Origin of the sequence: Enterococcus sp. OL5 (assembly GCF_006491895.1) — a bacterium.
Taxonomy (GTDB): Bacteria; Bacillota; Bacilli; order Lactobacillales; family Enterococcaceae; genus Enterococcus_D; species Enterococcus_D innesii.
The window spans coordinates 51462-69480 of the sequence record NZ_VHIL01000013.1 but is presented as its reverse complement, the minus strand read 5'-3'; the positions used below and the strand labels follow the sequence as shown (position 1 = coordinate 69480).

Below are 18019 nucleotides of genomic sequence, written 5' to 3'. Positions count from 1 at the left end.
AATTGAATGAATAGGATAGAGAGCCTAACTCCGTTGTTATTTGACCGTAGTACTAAGGGTTACCCCTTAAGTGAGCTACAGTGCTCACTAGGGTACTTTTTTTGTAATTTGCAAAAGATTAATTAGTTTTGATACATGAAACGAAATGAAATAAAGCTTTATAAACATTGATATGCAAGGGTTTCTATATTTTATATGTAAATGAAACGAAAATTTTTTTTGCTGAAAATCCTTGGAAAGTACTACATAGTTGTGGGAGTTATTGCAGATTAAACAGACCTATAAATGTTTCATATAGCTTCTATGTGGTTATCGTTGGCTAAAGAAGGATGATATAATAAGAAACGAGGTGATTGAATGGGAGATAAGATAGCTAAAAATGAAACTATACATGATTTAGAAGAAAGTATACAAGGAGCTAAAATTCTAAGCAGTATTTCCTCATTGTTTGGTATTAAAATTGATGAAGATTTTGATTTGCTAGAAAAATTGATATTAGAAATTAAAGAATTACCAGATAAGTTTAATGAAATATTTTCTTCTAGAGGATGGATTGCGCATGATTCTTTAGATGTTAAAGTAATGAAAGAGTGTGTGGAACAGGGAATAGATGGGGAAAGTCTTCTTATGAATTATTATGAAGGAAAACTAGAATGGCTAATTAACATATTATCTTATAGACCTATATTCAAAGAAAGAGCTGAGTTACTAAATTTGGCTAAAAAAGACTATTTTGAAGAAAGATATCATAGCTGTATCCCAATTGTATTAATGTTGGTTGATGGTATAGTAAATGACATTAAAACAACAGGGTTATTTGCTGATGCGACAGACTTAGACGTATGGGATAGTATTGCAGGTCATTCTACAGGACTAAATTCTCTTGTAGATATTTTAAAGGAAAATAGAAAAAAAACTAATGTAGACCCGATTTATTTACCTTATAGAAACGGTATACTACATGGTAGGGAATTGAAGTATAATAACAAGATAGTTGCTATTAAAACATTTGCCATTTTATTTTATGTGAATGACTGGATTCAGTCTTTAGAAAGTGAAGAAAAAAGAAGAGAAGAGTATTTAGAAGAGAAAAAGAAAAGTAAAGAAACAAGTTTTTTTGATATAGCTAGGAAATACACTGATCACAAAAAGAAGTTACGAAAAATGGATAAGCTACTTGAAGAATGGCAACCAAGAAAATTTGAAAATGGTTATGAGCACTTTACTATTAAAGATGGGACACCAGAAGCCAATGCTATTAAATTTTTAGAATGCATTAAGAAAGGAAACTTTGGTACACCAGTTAGTTTGTACTTTGAAAATATATTTGGAAAAGTTTCAGTGAAAGAAAAAGCTGGACTATTTAGAAAAGAATATGAGGATATCACATTGGATAGTTATTCTATAACTAAAATAGATGACAAAGGTGCGTCAGTGACTCATGTATATATTTCTATGGTTTATAGCCTTGATGGTGTATGCAAAAATAAAGAATTAGTTTTTAGGATGATATATGAAAAACAAGGAGAAGTTGAAAACAGGCTGATAGAGGGAGGAGAATGGAAAATAGTGAATATAGAAGGGATAATAGATCAATTGAAATCTTAGTACATTTTTTACATACTATATGTAGGGGGGATGATCTTTAATTTTTATGTTCAGAGGATTTGGTAGCGTTCTACAATTAATTTTTCGTATTCAATATATAGTTTGTTTACAATCTATATAAAAGAATGAGACACAATATATAGTGTTATAGATTTGACTGTATAAATACATTGTGATATTATCAAGTAATAGAAAAAAGGGCATAGATTGCAGTCTATCCCCGTGGTTGATATTAGTTAAACTAGTTGCAGACACAACACAAAAATTAATTACCTAACTAAAATGTTAACTCTTAGAAGTTTATCAAATGTTTTTGAAAATGTAAAGCTTTTTTGCTTAGAGTATCCAAGACTAGAATTAATTTCGACCTTTTCTATAAAATATTATAGATAGGGAATGATGTAATGGTAAAATTTAGCCAAGCTTTGTATTCAAAGGAGGGTGAATCAAGATTTATCGAAGTTAAAAGGATTCCGCATCAAAATAATTATGATGATTTCGTGAACCACTTGTTTTGTCCAGATGAAAATTGTGATGCGAAATTAATTTATGTTAGAACTCGTGAAGGCGGTTACTTGAAAAAACCACAAGGTTTTGAACATAAGGAAGAGTGTGATTATGCTGATGACTCAATTAGGGTTGTACCTGAAACTGTATATATTGAGATTAATGGAAATATATCAGATGATGGTATTTCTCGTAGAAATAAAAACATGGGTAAAAAGCTAAGAGATTTTTTAAATCCTCCAGAGGAAAAAAAGTAGCCAAGTCAGATAAGAAAAAGACTACTAGGTCTAAAAAGGATTCAGATGATCCTAACTCCAAAGATGTCAAGACAGGGGTTAGAATAAAGTATGATCCCAATAGTATAGTAAGTAAAGAAGAATTAGATCAAAATGGTACAAAAACAAGAGAACCAGCGTTTATATCGGTTCTTCTTCACCAAATATCAGAGAGAGATTCCAATAAGAATCTGTCGACTGTTGGCTTAATTAAAAATGTAGTTCTTAACAAAGAACAATCATCTGCTTCTATACAAGTTGTGTTTGAAAATGTTAAAGCGACTATTTATCTACCACAAGCTTTTTTTAGTAATTCTATACGTGGACTATCTAAAGAACAACTTTTTGAATATGTTGAAATGTTGGGGAAATATATAAGGACAAATCCTGATAGTCTATATATAAACACCATGTGTCAGACTCATAAGATAGATATAGAAAATTTAGCTCTGTATGTGTATGACCCAGACTTTCCAAGTTTTATACTTGCTTCTAATACTAATAGAGAATTTAGAAGTTTAAGTGTGTTGGCTTCTATGATATCTACAAATGCAATTTAAACGAAATTTAATTGTGAGGAGAGAGGCTTTAATGTTTCTCTTCTTTGTTTCAATAATATGCCTTAAATTGGCAAATATATAAATACTTATGTATAAATGGGAAAACATTTCTGCTTGACAACGATATGAGACTTCTGAAAGCTTGAGAAGAGCATGTTACATTTTTGTTCAGGTAATGGTTACTATTATAAATAAACATTTAAAATAGCAAGAAAAATGTAACTGATTTTATTGAAGAAAACTGCGAATAAAAAAGTTGAATTCTTTAACAAAACAGCTTTTTAAATTGCTCCCAATAACATATACAAAATTGACCAGATTTTGACCATCTTAATTTGACAATCAATGATAAATATTGAGTCTCTAAACTACTATAAGAACTCTTAAAAACTTGGTTTTATAGTTAATGACACTGGTTGAGAAGCCGTTTCCTATATGGAAGGGTCTGTGGGGTAATAGGTGTATACCACTACTTTCAGAGCTCTGTTGACTTGACTAGTATCTTACTGTTTTCCATTAAATAATGAAAAAGGAGTACTCTAAGGAGTGCTCCTTTTTGTATCTTCTTTAGGCTTATTGTTATTAAATTCCTTCAAGAAAAAGGTAGTAATGTCCAACCTACAAAATATAGATTGAACATTACTACCTTTTTCTTAGAGTTTTATCAATTAATAGTTTTCCGAGTTCATATATTGCTGTTAAAACTGCGATACAAAAAAGTAGTGCAGTATATTGTACAAGAAAAACTATGTTGAACCATAGCCCATAGACCATTGGGAAAACGACTAAAAGACAAACATATAATTCTATTTTTCGTCTTTTTCTTATTTGGAACCATCTTTCGTCTGTCAAAACTAAAACCCCTTTAAGTTAAATTAAAACCGTTAGCCCGTATTCGATCATTGAATTTTTTGGTCAAGCAAGTGATGCCCTCAGCTAAGTATAAGAATAATTGAGAGCTACCAAATAAATATTACCTTATTATCTATATTGGAATAATTTTATCGCAAAAGAATAAATTTAGAATATTCGGACTGTTTTCTCGTCCCAAAATAAGTTGACAATCCGACGAAAAAACTGATTGATAACGGTATCAATCAGTAAGGGCGAAAAACGATCGAGGATAGTATTACTTAGCATCGTTTTCTTTAAAGTAGTCATCAATGTACGCCTTAATTTTTTCAAAGTCTTTAGTCAGAAAAAATTTTGAAGGAACTTTTATGATAGGGAGGTTATTTTCATTATCAAAAGGAGCGAATGGCTCAGGAAGGACTAAGTAATCAACAGTATCTTTATCTCTCAGATAATTGATTGAAACGTCGTAATACGGTGAAAAATAGTCTTTGAGGCTTGTGTCTCTTTGATAAAGAACACCTGGAGTTAATGGTGTGTAAGATAACCCGTTGCTCAACACTAAGACAAAACAAATTCTTTTCATAAAAAATCACCTTTCTTTTCGATTAGATACTAGCATTATTTCAACAGCGAAGGGTTCGTTATTCATCTGGTAAATCCATTTTAATAGACAAATGGATAAAAAAGTAGTGAGTAATAGAAAAATGATTCAGTTGTTGGGTAAAAGGGAACTAGCAATCACAAATTGTTCCTTTACTTTAAAAAACAAGAGATAAAAAAATACCAAGAACAATTATGATTAAGATTTCTAATGCTCTTTCCAGAAACAAATTGTTGCTTTTTAAAAATATTGTTTTCTTTTTATAAGGAAACCAAAATGACTGGTTTGCGTAGTCTGGCGGGTACACGAGATCTAAAATACCACTGATAAACAGTAATGGAATTGCTTCGAAAATATTGTCATGGACGGCTAAATAAATATAGTATGTTAACAAAGAAATTTGAGCGATCCGCAGATATCTTAGGCTGGTAACTGTATGGTCCATCAAATCATCCTTTCGTAAATGATTATCTCATATTGAATGATTTGGTCAAATTAAAATTATAAAATATTTATTTATTTTCAGATTGCAAAATAAATTCTTTTGATTTAATAAACAATTTATAAATATCCTAAACAGAGGATATTTGGTGAATTGTCAAAGGGGATTTTCAGCTATTTATTTTAGAACGTCTTAGAGAGTTTTCGTTTGAAAAGAGTTTCAGGATAATAAGTTAGTCTATTAAATCAGTAGCAAAGTATGCACGTTGGACGAAATTAGTAGATTAATCAATAGCGATTTTTTTAGATAATGGTTATTTTGCTAAAACAAAAAATTACCAATTTTGTCTTTAATGCTTTAAGAGCAAAATATGCAGTGATATACTAAAATAAATAAACTTAATGGAATAGACACTAAACGGAGACTTTAAAAAATGACCAACCAACTAATCATAGAAGATCATCATTTCAAGAAAGGTGAGCTATCTAGCATAACGACGGCATATATCGATCAGTACCCAGTCGTTTACATACTCTACAACCGAAATGAAAAGAAAAGGCCTGTTGCGTACATTGGTCAAACGGTTCAAGTGAACAAACGATTGAAGCAGCACTTGAATAACTCTAAGCGCAGAGAAATTAAAGAAGTCTTGCTGATTGGACATGAAAAATTCAATCAATCAGCGACCTACAATATCGAAACCAATTTGATCAATCACTTCATTGGGGATGAGCAGTTTCAGTTACAAAATGTCAGTCAAACAAGACAGGTGCAGATGCATCAGTATTATGAAAAAGAGTATTATGATGAAGTGGTCTTCCAAGAGTTATGGGAAGAATTGCAAAGGCGTCAATTGGCGAAGCACTCAATCGATACGATTCGCAACAAAGATGTATATAAATTATCCCCTTTTAAAGAACTGACGCCAGAACAGTTAGATATAAAACTTGAAATCATTGAGTACTGTAAACAAGCGATTCAGCAGGATGAGACACAAAAAGTCTTGATGATCGAAGGAGAAGCTGGAACGGGAAAGAGCGTCCTTTTGGCATCTCTCTATAACACCCTTCAAGACTATACAAAGTCAGAGCCTGTATTAAAAGGCACCGATAACTATTTGTTGGTCAACCATTCAGAAATGTTAAAAACCTATCATACAATGGCAGAAAGTTTGCCAAATTTAAAAAAGAATCATATGTTAAAGCCAACTTCCTTTATTAATAAAACAGATAATCAGAAGTTGCACCCAGACATCGTTATTGTGGATGAGGCCCATTTGCTTTTAACGAAGAAAGACAGCTATAACAGTTTTCACTATGAAAACCAACTAGAAGAGATTATTAAGCGAGCAAAAATCACGATTTGTATCTTTGATCCGAAGCAAGTATTGAAAATCAAAAGTTATTGGGATCAGGACAAATTGGATCAGTTTCAGAAAAGGTACAATGCTTCTCTCTTTAAGCTAAAAGATCAATTAAGAATGAAAAGTAGTCCACAAATAATTCAATGGATCGATGATATCGTAGAAAAACGTGTAACATCGATTCCAGAATCAACAGCATCTTTTGAGCTTCAGATTATGGAAACCCATGATGCGTTGAAGAATAAAATCTTTTCTCTCGATAAAAAGGAAGGTCTGTCACGGATCATCTCAACATTCGATTATGTTCATAAGAAAGACGGAGCTTCTTATCTTGTAGATCCTGGTGGGATCAACCTGCCTTGGAATACGACCGATACGAAGCGAACATGGGCGGAGCGACCAGATACAATCAGTGAAGTCGGTTCAATCTACACCGTCCAAGGGTTTGATTTAAACAATGTAGGAGTCGTCATTGGCCCTTCCATTGATTACGATCCAGAGACCGACCAGCTTGTCATCGATATCGATAAATATGAGGACAAAGGGGCGTTTACGGGACGTGACGATATGAACCAAGAATTGACGAAGAAAGCCAAAGAAACGATCATCCTTAATTCATTGAATGTATTAATGAAACGAGCAATCAAAGGGCTTTACATCTATGCAATCAATCCCAATCTGCGCCAAAAACTCTTAACCCTACAAAACGAAAGGAGCCAGGCCTACCATGCAAAACCAACCCTCTTCAATGGAACGGATCAATAAATTCCGAGATGATCGCAATTGGCGACAATTTCATAATGAAAAAGATCTAGCTATTTCTATCTCCATCGAAGCCGCCGAATTGTTGGAGATTTTTCAATGGAAAACACCTAAAGAAGCCACTCAAGATTTCGAACATCTAAAAGAAGAAATTGCCGATGTTCTGATTTATTCTTATATGCTGGCAGACAATTTGGGTCTTGATATTGATGAGATCATCAAAGAAAAGCTGGAAAAAAACAACATGAAGTATCCGGTGAAAGAAAGTAAAGATTCGAAAAAGAAGTATAATGAATTGTAACAAAAAAGAAGCAAGGACGCTGCAAGTTCTTGCTTCTTTTTTTGATGGGATAGGAGCAACAATGGCTTTCTGAATTCATCAGTGATTGGTTACGAACGTCAAAAATCTGACATAATTGAGAAAGTTGAAGATAACTTCAAATTGGTTACAATTTTTCGGAAATTTGAAGTTAACTTCAAATAAGCCCAATTTTTATAAAAAACGAAGTTAGACCTACTGTCTGCAAGAACAAAAACAAGATTATCCTTTCCTAAAAATGAAGGCAAGGTCATCGGTAAAAAATCGGCAATAATGAAGGTCGTTTTCTATCAAAAATATTTCTCCCCAAAAACCTAAAAAACCTATTGCCCCCCAAGCCCACTTACTGTATAGTAAACAAGAATATTTCATGAAAATAACCAAAAATAACTAATTAAAAAGACTTTGTTATTGAAAATTGCGATTAAACGATGCTGTAAACGGAATGTAAGAAGGAGAAAACAATGACGTATTTAACAAACAATTTTGTGAATTGCATGATCACTTTAGGGTTTATCTTCATCCATCTATTTTCAAATGTTATCTCATCCAGAAAACTAAACGTGCAATACATGAGCTCCTTTGCCGCTGGGGTAGGAATCTCCTATGCGATCGTTCATCTATTGCCCCATTTGGCGTATTTTCAAACGGTGTTGATTGATGAATTTGGCTGGGACTCGGGGATTTTTTATAGTCATGGGGTCTATGGCATCGTTTTGTTTGGCTTAGTCTTCAGTTACGTGATCTACAAAATCGATGAGCGGACGTTTATGGTGTTAGAAAAGAAAGACATCACCAGTGCCAAAAACGCCTTTTTTTGGTCGGATATCGCTTTTCATGTGATCTACAATATCATGATCGGCTATATCGTGATTGCCAATACGCTATCAGAGCGTTTTTACATTTTGACCTACTTTATTGCTTTTGGTTTGCATTTTCTCATGAACGATTGGCTGCTCTATCACCATCATGGTGCCCTTTATAACAAATATGGCCGCTTTGTGCTTTCCTTTAGTATTTTCGCGGGAGCGGCGTTCTCCCTCTTTGTTTCATTGCCCTACTATTTGGTGGTCATCATTGAAGCCTTGATCACCGGCGCTTTGCTGGTGAATATCATCAAATTTGAGTTACCTAATGAAGGCGAAGGCAGTATTCGTGGGCTATTGGTAGGCACGATCTGCTCTGGAATTTTATTTGTATTTGTCTAGCGCGAAAAGGAGGACTGAATCATGGATGATTCGGTCCTCCTTTTTTGATAAATACGCAAAGCAATTACTATTTTCTATTTCAATCGAACAAATCACAATAGTTTTTTATTTTTTTGACCATTATTTACAATTTTGTTGCAATGTTCGCTTGCTTTTCCCAAAGACATTCTATAGAATGTAAGCGAATAGAAACCAAAAAAATAGGCACCTCGTAATTCTGTTGGCGCAGATTTACGAGGCCCTGATCAGTCACACCCTTAAGACAGTTGACCAATCAAGTTGCCATAGTTGATCGCCAAAGGCATCAACGTGTTTATTGTACCCGATTTCCTTGTCGATTTCTAGTAGATTCAGGCAGGTTTTTGGGCAAAAACCGTGGGATGCTGGACGCTTATTTTGCTATGCCAAAGGCATTGGACAATCTTGTCCAATGCCTTTTTTGTCGTTTGAAACGGTTCATGCGCAGGATCGTTTGCGGCAAATAAAAGGTGTGAAGATCAGTTGAGGACAGTTGCAGGGAAAATAGGCAGTCATAGTTGAGAAATCCAATGCCTTGCTTTCTTACTGTATTCATAGCAATAGCGTTTTGGCGATCAGGACTTCAATCCTAGGTTCTTGAAGGTGGCAAGCCTTGGTTTCTATTCACACTTCGAAAAGATACCTGAACGCACTCTTTCAGCGATCTTTTAAGTTTAAGGAGGAAGCTTATGAAGGATTCGTTAAAGAAATTTATGGAAGAAAAGATGCTACCATGGGGAATGAAAATTGGCGGTGAAAAGCATCTAGTTGCTATCCGTGATGGACTTGTCACCACGATGCCTTTGATTATTATCGGTTCTATTTTTGTTATTTTATCCAACGTTCCATGGGAAGGCTTTAACCTATTTGTTACTAGTATTTTTGGCGGGGAATGGCGCAGCAAATTAGATTTTGTCGTCCAAGTGACCTTTGGTGTGATGGCGCTGTTCAATTCCTTTGCTATTGCGTATAGTTTAGCAACCACATACCGCGTCAGCGGTTTATCTGCCGGTGTATTGGCAGCGTCGGTTTTTCTTTTAGTCACTCCGATTGAAGACGGCGGCATTCAAATGTCTTATCTTGGTAGCCGCGGGCTGATCGTAGCAATCATCACCAGTTTGATCACGGCGGAGATTTTCCGATTATTCGTACAAAAGAATATCGTGATTCGCATGCCAGAAAACGTTCCCCCGGCGGTCAGTCGCTCCTTTATTGCATTGATCCCCTCATTCTTTTGCCTCTCGCTTTTCTGGGTGATTCGTTTATTAGTGGAATCATTCGGCAACACGAATGTTCATGATCTGCTGTACAGCCTTGTGGGACAACCTTTATCGATCATTGGCGGAGGCTTTATAGGTGGTCTATTTGCCATTATGTTTACGTCATTGTTTTGGTCAGTGGGCATCCACGGTTGGGACTTGGTCTTGAGCGTCCTGCAGCCGACATGGATTCAAATGATCGATGAAAATCGGATCGCTTTTCAAAACGGCGAAACGATTCCGCATATCATCAATTATACCTTTATGAATACCTTTGTCTGGATTGGTGGGAGTGGCGTGATTTTGGGCTTGGCGATCTTACTCTTAGTCAGAAGTAAAAGCAAGTATTTAAAAGAGTTGGGGAAACTCGGATTTCCATCAACGGTTTTTAATGTCAATGAACCCATCATGTTTGGGTTGCCCGTTGTCATGAATCCATTGATTTTGTTCCCATATATTCTGACGCCGGTCGTTTGCTATATTATCTCTTATACGACAGTTGCCATGGGGATCGTCCGACCTGCCGTCGTTTTGGTGCCCTGGTCGATGCCGCCAATCATCGGCGGTTATCTAGCTACAGGCGGACATATTTCGGGGGCAATCTTACAGCTGGTGAATCTGACGGTTTCTATCGCCATCTATTATCCATTCTTCAAAATGCTGGATAATCGGACATTAGCCAGTGAACTCGGTTCAGAAAGTGGGGCGTAAAATGAAGACAAAACGATTATTGAATTGCACGGCAGCTGATTTTAAATCATTTGATAAAGACCAGCTATTGGAAAGTATCCGAGGAAGTGCGGGACGGACGATCGTAGCAGAAAATGATGTCCAAATCGATCCGATGTCTAGAGGAATCACCAATGCTGAATTCGTCGCTGCATTTGGGGCGGATTTGATTTTGCTGAACCTATTTGATTGCGAAAACGGCACTATCAAAGGATTACCGACAACTGATGACCCCATTCGCTTTTTGCAATGCTTGACGGGGCGGCCTGTTGGGGTCAATCTTGAGCCTGTCGACGATTGTGCGGAGCAGATGGAACAGTTGACAACTATCGCTACAGGGCGTTTGGCAACAAAGAAAAACATGGCTCGTGCAGAAGCACTTGGATTTGATTTTATCTGTCTGACAGGAAATCCTTCCACTGGCGTTTCAAATAAAGAGATCACAGCGGCAATCAAACAAGCAAGAGCCGTTTTCTCTGGGATCATTATTGCTGGAAAAATGCACGGAGCTGGTGTCAATGAACCTGTGTTGGATGAAGAAATTGCGTCTGCATTCATTCAAGCTGGAGCCGATGTTATTCTTGTACCCATTGCGGGCACGATTCCTGGGCTGAGTGAACAACACATGAGTGATCTAGTGGCCTTTATCCACCAAAAAGGGAAGTTGGTCATGGGCACCATTGGCACTACACAGGAAGGTGCAGATACAGGTACGATCCGTGCCTTGGCATTGACTAGCAAACGTGCCGGCTGCGACCTTCATCATATCGGAGATGCAGGTTTTTCTGGGACCGCTGATCCCGAGAACATCTTGCAACTATCCATCGCCGTCAGAGGCAAGCGCCATACCTATCACCGGATGGCCGTCTCAGTGAATCGATAGGTGGAACAAATGGGCACATGCCTATGAAAGGCAAGAATTGTTAGAAGAATTTTTCGTTGAATGTTGAATAATGAAGCAAGACCGAAACAGAGAGTGAGTTCTTTGTTTCGGTTTTTTTATAGTGAGTAGCATTGAAGTGTGGATAAAGTGTTTTATAATACATCTATCGGAGGTGCATATGTTTAAGATAGGTGAATTTTCAAAGCTCTCTCAAGTGAGTATCAGAATGTTACGTTACTATGATGAGATGGGCCTATTAAAGCCCAATAGGATTGATACGTTTACTGGTTATCGACTATATTCGGCTGCTCAATTGCCTGAACTCAATAAAATACTCTATTTGCGTGATAGCGGCTTTAGTGTAGCAGAAATTGCGGTGTTGCTGAAAAACAAAGAGCAGGACTTCCTTGCAGAACAATTAGAAAGAAAAGGAGATGAGATTAAGACGACTATTGAAGCGGAAAAACAAAAATTAATCAAACTAGAAGTGGCTAAATTAGAATTGACGAAGAAACGAATAGAGCGCCATTATCAGGTTACAATGAAAGCAGTCCCGAGTTATCATGTGCTCTCCCTTCGCAAAGTCATACCAAATTATTTTGCTGAAGCGGAACTGTGGAGAGAACTAGCCACTTTTATGGAAAATCAGAAAATAAAGAATTTTGGACAATCATTTTCGATTTATCACGACCAAGAGTTTAAAGAAAAAAATGTCGATGTTGAATTGTGTGTGCAAGTGAAAGCAGGCCTGCAGGTAGATTCCAAAGTATTTTCCAGCTACGAAACGGAGGCAGTGCCAATTATGGCGTGCACGATGGTGTACGGTGCATTCTCCAACATAGCCAACGTCTATTTGTCCTTGGCTGAGTGGCTACAAGAACATCCTTATTACCAAATGGACGGACCAGACAGGCAAATCGTGCATCGCGGTCCTTGGAATGAGCAGGAAGAACGTAATTATTTGACTGAAATACAAATACCGCTCATAAAACGTTGAGTAGCAGATTTTTTCTGTTTTTTCTTGACTCTCACACTGTGTCAGGCACTATTCTGAGAGCACAAAGAGGAAATGGAGGAAAGAAAATGACAGAATATAAACTACAACCGATCGGGATCATTCAAAACAATGAGGACGGATGCTTGCTCAAGCTTAAGAAAGAATATATTCCAGCTTTAGCAGGGATTGAAGGATTTAGTCACCTTCAATTAGTATGGTGGTTCAGTGATTTTGCGGATGCAAAGTATCGAATGATTTTGGATGCTGAGCAACCCTATAAACATGCGCCTGAAAAAATGGGGATTTTTGCTACGAGATCACCCATCCGACCAAATCCAATTGCATTAAGTGTTGTTCAAGTATTATCAGTCGATGTTGAGAAAGGAATTCTTTCTATTCCTTATATTGATGCAAACGACCAAACGCCACTAATAGATATCAAACCGTACACACCAAGTTTGGATCGAGTAGAAGTGCCCAGAGTTCCTTCCTGGTGCCATCATTGGCCGAACAGTTTAGAAGAATCTGCTGATTTTAATTGGGAAAATGAATTTAATTTTTAGAGGATGAAAAAATAGAGGAATCAATCGGAAGATTGTTGGCGCAACAATGAAAATTTAAGCAATGTCGATGTTCGATTCAAGTAAAGAAAAAACGCGGTTTGTTTTTAAGGGACATCCTCCGCTATAATTGGGGGGAACATTAGGAAGAGCGAAAGGAGTACACCACATGCTAACAGGCAACAAAGTCACTTTAATCCCTGCGGAAATCAAAGATAAAGAAGCGGTCTATCAATGGTGTTTTCACTCTGAAACCACAAAATATCATTCCGGACCACCTTCTTATCCTAATGCACCGATCGCCATTGAAGCAGAGTTTTTTGAGGACTATCAAGAGTATTACTTTACTGGTGCTCAACCGCAAAATGGCAGAGGCTTTTTGATTCTACATGCAGGTGAACCGATTGGCTTTATTAGCTACTCCTCGTTTCATCTAAAAGACGGCATAGCAGAACTGGATATCTGGTTGAACCGGGAAATTCATTGCGGCAAAGGATTTGGCACCGATGCGATCGTCACCCTCGGTGATCATTTACATGAAACATTCGGCATTCAAAAATTGATGATGCGGCCATCGAGAAAAAATATTGCTGCAGTCAAATCTTACGAAAAGGCTGGTTTTACGCAATCTTCCCAAGACCTTGCTGACTATTTGTTGGAAGAGTATCTTACTTTATATGCCGAAGGGGATTACGGGGCAGAAGAAACGGTGACATTAATCAAAACGTTTCCGTCAACTGCATTGAGTTGATCTATAATAGTCGGCTTTAAACGGTTAAAGGTTATTTCATGAAAACAGTCCATTTCACTTTGCAAGCAAGGGGAAATGGACTGTTTTTTTACGTTTTAGCAATTTAAGGTCATTCAAAATACTCGTTCTTCGCTCTGGCTTCTAACTTCGTTCGCACGCTAAATTCCTTCCTATGCAACAGTTATCGAAAAATTGCATAAGCCCTCTATCCTTGCTATTCCAACATTGAGAACAAAACATAAAATAAACATAGTTTTTTTGCAAAATTCCGAGAAACAGCGAGAATGTTTGTGCTATAATGGTCGCTCACTGTAAAAATTCAATAGAATCTGGGAGGGTATAGCATGCAGGAATACATTACGATCCACAACGCCAGGCAGAACAATTTGAAGGGCTTTGACTTGAAGATTCCCAAAAGAAAAATCACGATTTTCACGGGTGTCTCTGGTTCTGGCAAGTCATCGATCGTCTTTGACACGATCGCACAAGAAGCTGGTCGACAGCTGAATGAGAACTTTTCGAAATTTGTCCGCAACTTTTTGCCAAAATACAGCCAGCCCTATGCGGATGCCATCGACAATCTTTCGATGGCGGTAGTAGTTGATCAAAGCCGTTTAGGCGGCAATTCCCGCTCTACATTAGGGACGATCACGGATATCAACCCCTTGATCCGCTTGCTTTTTTCTCGTCTTGGTCAACCGTATTTAGGTCCTGCATGGAATTTTTCCTTCAATGACCCTCATGGGATGTGTCCCACTTGCGAAGGGATTGGGCGGATCGTCGGGTTAGATTTAGAAAAGGCACTGGATCTTGAAAAGTCCTTGAACGAAGGGGCGATCCTGCTTCCTGGCTACAAAGTCGGCTCTTGGCTACTGAAGTCCTTCACCAATACGGGCTTTTTTGACAATGACAAGCCGTTGGAAGAATATAGCGAAGAGGAAATGAACCGCTTTTTGTATGCCCAAGGAGAAAAAATCGATTCCTTGTATATGGAAGGCATGAGTTCCACCTATGAAGGCTTAGTCGCTCGTTTTAATCGCTCCAATATCAAAGGTGGCAATGAAAGCTCCGCTGCTACGCAGAAGAAAATCGCTTCTTTCATGAATGAGCAGAAATGTCCTGACTGTCAGGGAAAGCGATTCAATCCACAAGTACTCGCGTGTAAAATCGCGGGCTATTCGATTGCGGACGTTTTGGCGATGCAAGTGGATGAACTATTGACGGTTCTTCAAGAAATCTCGGAGGAGAGTGTCCAACCCCTGCTTCAAAACATCCAAGCGAGAATCACTGATCTGATCAATATTGGGTTGGATTATGTTTCCTTAGACCGTGAAACAACGACGCTTTCTGGTGGGGAAAGTCAGCGGGTAAAAATGGTCAAACACTTGTCTTCTAGCTTGAACGATGTGATCTACATTTTTGATGAACCGAGTATTGGGCTGCATCCAAGGGATGTCCATCGATTGAATGAATTGTTAGTCAAACTACGGGACAAAGGGAACACCGTCATCGTAGTGGAGCATGACCCAGATGTCATTAAAGCAGCCGATCACATTATCGATGTTGGTCCTAAAGCTGGAAAAAATGGCGGCTATATTACTTACGAAGGAACCTTTGAAGGTTTGCTGCGATCAGATACACTGACTGGCAAAGCCTTTGGACAGATGGTGGATTTCAAAGAAGCCCCTCGCAGAAGCCAACAGTTTATCGAAACGAAAAAATCGACGCTGCATAACTTGAAAAATACAGCACTGCGGGTGCCATTAGGGGTATTTACGGTGGTGACCGGTGTCGCTGGTTCTGGAAAGAGCAGTTTGGTAAATGGTGTTTTTGCCAAAGAATACCCTGAAGCCATTACGATCGATCAATCAGCGGTGGCGGGGAATATTCGCTCTAATCCTGCAACCTATTCAGGAATCATGAATGACATTCGCAAGTTGTTTTCGCAAGAAAACAAGGTTTCAGCAGGTCTTTTTTCCTACAATTCCGAAGGTGCTTGTGAAACGTGTAAGGGCCACGGGACCATCAAGATGGAGCTGTCCTTTATGGATTCCGTCGAGGTTTTGTGTCAGGCATGCGGCGGCAAACGGTTTAAAGAAGAAGTCTACCAGTATCGCTTGAAAGGCAAGTCGATCGATGAAGTCCTTGCCATGAGTATCACGGAAGCGGTGGAGTTTTTTGAGGAAAAAGCGATTCAAAGAAAACTAAAACAGATTTTGGCTGTAGGTCTAGGATACATGACCCTCGGACAGCCATTAAATACCTTGTCTGGCGGTGAATGCCAACGACTGAAGTTAGCAAAAGAATTAAGCAAAAAAGGCAATATCTACATTATGGATGAACCAACGACCGGATTGCACATGGCAGACATCAAAAGCATCTTGGCGATCATCGAACGATTAGTAGAAAAAGGCAACACGGTGATCGTGATCGAACACAACCTTGAGGTCATGAAAGCAGCGGATTGGCTGATCGATGTCGGTGTTGATGGTGGGATTCGCGGTGGTGAAATCTTGTACGAAGGAACCCCAGAACAACTGATCAATTGTCAATCGTCGATTACTGCGCAGTATTTATTTTAACGAAAAAGCCAAGACTAGCCGTAAGCAGCTCTTTTCATCGAGTGTTGCTTGCGGCTTTTTTTCATTCCATCGAAGAAGCGATTATAAGTTAGAAAATAAAATTCAGAACGCTATTTTTTTCATTATTAGTAGGTTTTTTGATAAAAATACTGTAAATTTGAGTATATAATTACCAAATAGTGGTCTATTTATGTAATAGTATAGAAAAGAATCTCTTGAAAAAGGAGTGGAGTGGATGAGAGAGCTGCAATTGGCCTTCATCAGCAACCGCACAACCGCGCGGTTGTTTCGGCTGTTGAGTACGATTGAGCGAGATCGGGTGTTTACGATTGGCGACTTAGCTGAGCGCAATCAGGTAACTCAGCGGACGATTGCCAATGATATCAAATACATGAAAGAATATTTTGGGGACAGTATAGTTCTTGTTTCCGGCAATAGCGGGTTTGTTTTCGAAGAGAAAAAGCCTACAGAATATCAAAAAAGAAAACAAAGTTTGTTAAAAAATGAATGCTTATTTGAAATTATCGGGAATATCTTTCATGGCAAGTTAGCTAAGGTGGATGAGCTAGCACATCATTACCATTTTTCAGAGAGTACATTTCGGCGCTTACTTAATCAGCGCAACCCTATTTTGAAATGCTATGGCTTACAATGGACCTCCAATCCTTTAACGATTGAAGGAAGCGAAGCCAACTTACGTAAGTTTTTCAAAGATTTTTACTATGAAGGGGTCGAAACGATCTATACATTGGTCCCAGACCAAGCATTGCATGACTTGATTTTAGGGCAATTGGATGACAAGTTCGGCTATTATGAAATCGGATCTGGGGCGACCCCCGCAGCGTTTTACTATACGTTTTATATTGCCATCAAACGCGCGAGCCTTGGCTATCATATCACTGTGCCCAAAGAACTGGTCAGGCAAGCGTATAAAGGGAATAGTTTCGCCAAACTTTATTCCTTGAAAAAAGGCATTGAAGAAATCTATCAGACCCAGTTGCCCAAAGAAGAATTTGCTTGGATTTACTTGGTCACCCTGTGTAAGCGAACCTTGGATCAAGGAGAACGAGAGCAAAAATTTTACCGTCAGTTTCATCAAGGTACAGCGATTGCAAACGTGGCCGAATTGTTTCTGCAGAACCATGATGTGCCCAAAGAGCAAGCCATTACGGTGGCGACGTTTTTACGTTCTTTCTTTTTATCGAGGAAAATAAACCATGCGATTGCGCCGGTTTTGAACAAGGAAATGGATGATATCAAAGAAGTGATCATGCGTTCCAACAGCGAGAATTATCAAAAGAACTTACAATTTCTTAAGGAGCAGAGCAAAAAACTCTCTTTGTCTAGTGCTTACTTAGAAGACATCTGTGTCAGTTTAACAATTTATAGCGAGTTGATTTTCGATTATTACGCACCAGCAAAAACCATTTATTTTCTCCTAGAAGGAGATCATTTTGTGTGCCAGCACATTCAAACTCGAGCAATCCAGCGGTTTGGCAGCAAGCACGAGTTGACCTTTGTGCAGCTGCAATATTTAACAAAGAAGACGCTAAATGGATCACATATTGATTTGATCGTGACCAATTACAATCGCTATCTCGTCGATTACAAAGTCAAAACAGATTATTTATTATTAAAATCTCTTCCAGATGATCGAGATTGGGAACATCTCGAACGGAAAATAAACCCGTATCAAAAACCGCTTTTTTAAACCCATTCCCGTACCTTTCACACAGTGAA

13 protein-coding genes are annotated in these 18019 nt (G+C 38.0%); 12 read left to right on the top strand and 1 reads right to left on the bottom strand.

The features are described from left to right. Nucleotides 1–357 precede the first annotated feature (357 nt). Together FJU10_RS14315 and FJU10_RS14310 are read left to right on the top strand one after the other, a co-directional pair. On the top strand, nucleotides 358–1608 hold the full coding sequence (locus FJU10_RS14315; protein ID WP_140966204.1) for a hypothetical protein: 1251 nt from the start codon (nucleotides 358–360) through the stop codon (nucleotides 1606–1608). A 404-nt stretch (nucleotides 1609–2012) separates the two neighbouring features. After that, a complete protein-coding gene (locus tag FJU10_RS14310) occupies nucleotides 2013–2372 on the top strand; it encodes a hypothetical protein (protein ID WP_140966203.1) in 360 nt (119 codons plus the stop codon). 1707 nt (nucleotides 2373–4079) lie between these two features. Here the strand turns inward: FJU10_RS14310 and FJU10_RS14300 are convergent. Further along, nucleotides 4080–4388, bottom strand: a complete 309-nt coding sequence (locus FJU10_RS14300) for a hypothetical protein (RefSeq protein WP_086299077.1) — start codon at nucleotides 4386–4388, stop codon at nucleotides 4080–4082. A gap of 893 nt (nucleotides 4389–5281) precedes the next feature. Between FJU10_RS14300 and FJU10_RS14290 the strand changes: the two genes are divergently transcribed. The 10 genes from FJU10_RS14290 to FJU10_RS14245 all read left to right on the top strand — a co-directional run bounded on the left by FJU10_RS14290 (nucleotide 5282) and on the right by FJU10_RS14245 (nucleotide 17990). Further along, on the top strand, nucleotides 5282–6976 hold the full coding sequence (locus FJU10_RS14290) for a DUF2075 domain-containing protein (protein WP_101698830.1): 1695 nt from the start codon (nucleotides 5282–5284) through the stop codon (nucleotides 6974–6976). Then, a complete protein-coding gene (locus FJU10_RS14285) occupies nucleotides 6939–7274 on the top strand; it encodes a nucleotide pyrophosphohydrolase (protein ID WP_034857870.1) in 336 nt (111 codons plus the stop codon). Before FJU10_RS14290 ends, FJU10_RS14285 begins: the two co-directional genes overlap by 38 nt. 482 nt (nucleotides 7275–7756) lie before the next feature. Next, entirely contained in the window at nucleotides 7757–8500 is a 744-nt protein-coding gene (locus tag FJU10_RS14280) for a hypothetical protein (protein WP_008377866.1), read from the top strand. Nucleotides 8501–9207: 707 nt separating this feature from the next. Next, nucleotides 9208–10488 carry a PTS cellobiose transporter subunit IIC gene (gene celB / locus FJU10_RS14275; RefSeq protein ID WP_077453683.1) on the top strand — a complete coding sequence of 427 codons (1281 nt, stop codon included), beginning with the start codon at nucleotides 9208–9210 and terminating at the stop codon, nucleotides 10486–10488. 1 nt (nucleotide 10489) lies between these two features. Further along, a complete protein-coding gene (locus FJU10_RS14270) occupies nucleotides 10490–11389 on the top strand; it encodes a WecB/TagA/CpsF family glycosyltransferase (protein ID WP_140966202.1) in 900 nt (299 codons plus the stop codon). 178 nt (nucleotides 11390–11567) lie between these two features. After that, nucleotides 11568–12386 (top strand): MerR family transcriptional regulator, encoded by an 819-nt coding sequence (locus FJU10_RS14265; protein ID WP_101698831.1) that lies wholly within the window; start codon nucleotides 11568–11570, stop codon nucleotides 12384–12386. 86 nt (nucleotides 12387–12472) lie between these two features. Then, on the top strand, nucleotides 12473–12949 hold the full coding sequence (locus tag FJU10_RS14260; protein WP_101698832.1) for an SAM-dependent methyltransferase: 477 nt from the start codon (nucleotides 12473–12475) through the stop codon (nucleotides 12947–12949). Between the two features lie 166 nt (nucleotides 12950–13115). Continuing rightward, nucleotides 13116–13697 (top strand): GNAT family N-acetyltransferase, encoded by a 582-nt coding sequence (locus FJU10_RS14255; protein ID WP_101698833.1) that lies wholly within the window; start codon nucleotides 13116–13118, stop codon nucleotides 13695–13697. Between the two features lie 344 nt (nucleotides 13698–14041). Beyond that, nucleotides 14042–16279: an ATP-binding cassette domain-containing protein gene (locus FJU10_RS14250; RefSeq protein WP_101698834.1), complete on the top strand. Its 2238-nt coding sequence runs from the start codon at nucleotides 14042–14044 to the stop codon at nucleotides 16277–16279. 235 nt (nucleotides 16280–16514) lie between these two features. Further along, nucleotides 16515–17990 carry a helix-turn-helix domain-containing protein gene (locus FJU10_RS14245; protein WP_101698835.1) on the top strand — a complete coding sequence of 492 codons (1476 nt, stop codon included), beginning with the start codon at nucleotides 16515–16517 and terminating at the stop codon, nucleotides 17988–17990. Nucleotides 17991–18019: the final 29 nt, after the last annotated feature.

Bases quoted from the DNA above. Each gene is read 5' to 3' on its own strand.
- FJU10_RS14315 (WP_140966204.1), top strand. From the start codon at position 358: ATGGGAGATAAGATAGCTAAAAATGAAACTATACATGATTTAGAAGAA.
- FJU10_RS14310 (WP_140966203.1), top strand. From the start codon at position 2,013: ATGGTAAAATTTAGCCAAGCTTTGTATTCAAAGGAGGGTGAATCAAGA.
- FJU10_RS14300 (WP_086299077.1), bottom strand. From the start codon at position 4,388: ATGAAAAGAATTTGTTTTGTCTTAGTGTTGAGCAACGGGTTATCTTAC.
- FJU10_RS14290 (WP_101698830.1), top strand. From the start codon at position 5,282: ATGACCAACCAACTAATCATAGAAGATCATCATTTCAAGAAAGGTGAG.
- FJU10_RS14285 (WP_034857870.1), top strand. From the start codon at position 6,939: ATGCAAAACCAACCCTCTTCAATGGAACGGATCAATAAATTCCGAGAT.
- FJU10_RS14280 (WP_008377866.1), top strand. From the start codon at position 7,757: ATGACGTATTTAACAAACAATTTTGTGAATTGCATGATCACTTTAGGG.
- celB (WP_077453683.1), top strand. From the start codon at position 9,208: ATGAAGGATTCGTTAAAGAAATTTATGGAAGAAAAGATGCTACCATGG.
- FJU10_RS14270 (WP_140966202.1), top strand. From the start codon at position 10,490: ATGAAGACAAAACGATTATTGAATTGCACGGCAGCTGATTTTAAATCA.
- FJU10_RS14265 (WP_101698831.1), top strand. From the start codon at position 11,568: ATGTTTAAGATAGGTGAATTTTCAAAGCTCTCTCAAGTGAGTATCAGA.
- FJU10_RS14260 (WP_101698832.1), top strand. From the start codon at position 12,473: ATGACAGAATATAAACTACAACCGATCGGGATCATTCAAAACAATGAG.
- FJU10_RS14255 (WP_101698833.1), top strand. From the start codon at position 13,116: ATGCTAACAGGCAACAAAGTCACTTTAATCCCTGCGGAAATCAAAGAT.
- FJU10_RS14250 (WP_101698834.1), top strand. From the start codon at position 14,042: ATGCAGGAATACATTACGATCCACAACGCCAGGCAGAACAATTTGAAG.
- FJU10_RS14245 (WP_101698835.1), top strand. From the start codon at position 16,515: ATGAGAGAGCTGCAATTGGCCTTCATCAGCAACCGCACAACCGCGCGG.